Origin of the sequence: Pseudomonas sp. LAMO17WK12:I10 (assembly GCF_900215185.1) — a bacterium.
Taxonomy (GTDB): Bacteria; Pseudomonadota; Gammaproteobacteria; order Pseudomonadales; family Pseudomonadaceae; genus Aquipseudomonas; species Aquipseudomonas chlororaphis.
On the sequence record NZ_OBDX01000074.1, the window covers coordinates 1 to 3092 of the forward strand.

The window sequence follows — 3092 nt, forward strand, 5'->3', positions numbered from 1 at the left end:
GCTTTGAGCGTGTAGTTACCGTCAACAGGGACTTCGTTCGCTGGGAAGGTCACGGACCATTTGCCATCCTGACCGACAGTGGTCGTCTTGGTTTGCGAACCCCATTCCAGCTTCAGCGTCGCGCCTGCTTTGGCCGTACCCTGAACGGTAACGCCGGCCTCTTTCTCCACCGCCCTGACCACGTCATCATCTTGCGCTTTCAGCTTCGGACCGAACGGCCAGCTGAAGGCGCTCTTGGCAACGACGTCAATCACCGGCGCAGGCATGGCGGTGTCCACCGTCACCGAACGCGTAACGCTTGGCGATACGTTGCCGGCCAGGTCGGTCGCTTTGACACTGACGGTGGAACTGCCATCTGCTGGCACTTCCCCAGGCGCAAAAGTCACCGACCATTGCCCGTTCACATCGGCAGTGAGGCTCTTGTTCTGGCCGCCCCAACTCACGCTTACCGTGCTACCTGACTCGGCGGTACCGCTCACAACAACACCAGTGGCCTTTTCGCTGCCGTTGACCTTGTCGTCACCTGCCACGACATTCAGCACGGGCAATGCCGGAGCACTGACATCCACATTGACGCTACGCTGACCGCTGTCCAGCGAGCCGTGTCCGGTCACTGTGTCACGTGTCTCGGCCGTCACAGAGAAATCGCCAAAGGCGGGCAGCTCAGCGCTGCCCAGCGGCAACGACCACACACCCTGCTCATTGGCAGTGACCTGGTATTCGTTGATCTTCGACCCGTTCGGGCGATACAGCCCCACCAGCACCATCAGACCTGGCAAAGCAGTACCCGAAAGAGTAACGCCTGCTGCCCTTTCGCCGGCATTGATTCGGTCGTCGCCGGCAATCACATTGATCGTCGGCGCTGGAGGATTAGGCTGCGAGGTCACAGTACGGGTCGCCACAGCAGACTCGTTGCCCGCCGCATCAACGGCAACCGCACGCAGGTCCTGTTTGCCTGAAACCGGGATCTCGGCACGCAGGAAGTTCGCCGACCAATTGCCGTTCGCATCAGCCGCAACCGTCTTCTCGCCCCCCCCCCAGGTCAGCTTCACCTGGCTGCCTGCTTCGGCTTTACCGGTCACAGTCACCCCGCTAGCTCGCTCGGTGTAACTGACCATATCATCCCCTGCAACCTGACCAATAACAGGCATAGCAGGAGGCGCAGAATCCACGGTCACCGGATGAGTGCTGGTGGTGCTGTTGCCCGCCGGATCGCGAACAGTGACTGTGAGATCTCGCTTACCATCGGCCGGCAGATCGTCCTTACCCAGAGGTACCGACCAGTTACCGTTCTGGTCAGCAACCACCGACTTCGGTGTACCACCAAAGCCCACTTCAATGGTGCTACCCGGCTCAGCGGTACCCGTAACGGTCACCCCGTTATTCTTTTCCTTGCCATTGATGGCATTGTCGCCAGCAACCGTATTGATCACCGCGCCTACCGGGGCCACGCTGTCAACATTGACTTTCCTTGAACTGGCATCCGAACTATTGCCACCTTGATCCGTCACGGTTGCAGTAATAGTCGAGGCACCTTCAGCCGGCACCTCGCTGCTTTCGAACTTCGCCGCCCATGTACCATCCTCCTTCGCCCGGACAGTCTTGGTCACTCCGCCCCAAGTCACGCTGACCGTGCCGCCCGCTTCGGCAACACCGAAAACAGTGACACCAGCATCCTTCTCGCTACGATTAACCCGATCATCCCCCGCCACAACATCGATTGCCGGCGGCGTAACATCCCAACGAGTAAAGGTCTTGTTGGTCCAGTCATCAGCAGTAGTAGTGGCAGTCTTGGCGCCCTCTGCGATCAGGTCGGCGACCGTAGCGCCCGGCCCCTTATCAGCCAGCGTCACGCGAATGGTGTCGGTACGGACCGCACCATCAGCAAAAACCACCATATCCTTGCCCAGACCAATCAGGCCGTTGGCTACAGACACTTTCTCGGTCTGGCCATTGATTTCACGGGTAAAGATAATAGCGCCCTTCTCGGGAGCCAAGGTCTTGGTGTAATCAGACCACTTGCCCGTCAGGAAAATACGGTCGGTGCCCCCCAGCAGAGCAACTGCATCAACGGTCGCCCCCGGGGTCACGTAAATCTGATCCTCGCCACTGCTGCCCGCCAACACGTGGGTAAGCCCCACTGACGGCAGCGCGAAATTCACACCGGACTCACGGGACAGGCCCCGCACCAAACTGTCGCCAGCTTGCGGCTGGGCAACCGGAGACTGCGAGGTGCGCGAAGCATCCAACGCCGGGGTGGTCGAAGCCTCCAATGCAAGGCGCGCAGCCCGGGTATCGACGGTCCCGTCGGCAAACACCAGGTTGTCCCGAGTCAGGCCAATCACACCATTACCTACAGTCACGCTTTCAGTCTGACCGCCAACCTCACGGCTAAAGGTAATGGTCCCCTTCTCCGAGTTGAGGGTCTTGGTGTAATCAGCCCAACGACCACTCAGATAGATATTGTCAACGTCACCCAGCAAGGCCGTTGCATCAATCTTGCTGCCAGGCGCGACCCAGATATTGTCGACCGCCGAACTGCCGGTGACCGCGTATTCCTTGCCATTGAGGGTGTAGAAATACGCCACGCCGTCCAGGGTGTACTTGGCTTTATTGGCTCGAAAGTCCAACGTCTGTTGGCCCGACGATTTCTGGATCAAATAACGAACACTTAACGACATCTTAAATATACCACTTTCATTTTGAGTTAATACCGAGCGCACTCGGTGTTAGGAACAACCTGAAGCCGCCATATAATCTGTGGCGGCTTCAATTCTTATTAACTTTTAATAACAGTAAATCAGATAGCGGTTAACCGCTAATTATCATGCCCGTGTGGCTATCAATGGCCGCAACAACCTCTTCCAAACGACTGTTGGTGATCACAGGCAGATCAGGCTCGAGAATGATTTCCACTGAGCCATAGCCATCCGTACCATTGGAACCGCCCAGATATAACAGCGGTGAGGCGCCATGCCCGGTACCACCCAGGAATGTCGACTCCTGCAGATTGTTCTGCGGAGCGGTGTTGTCCTGTTGATCGAGATAGAACAGGTCATCCACACCCCACTTGCCGAACTTCACATTGAGGT

General features: G+C 57.7%; 2 protein-coding genes. Both read right to left on the minus strand.

Features of this window, described 5'->3' with window-relative positions:
- A partial coding sequence (locus CRO75_RS32090; RefSeq protein ID WP_177409821.1) for an Ig-like domain-containing protein occupies window positions 1-2681 on the minus strand: 2681 nt, incomplete at its 3' end.
- A gap of 130 nt (window positions 2682-2811) precedes the next feature.
- On the minus strand, window positions 2812-3092 hold a 281-nt coding region (locus CRO75_RS32940; RefSeq protein ID WP_158539520.1), incomplete at its 5' end, for a hypothetical protein.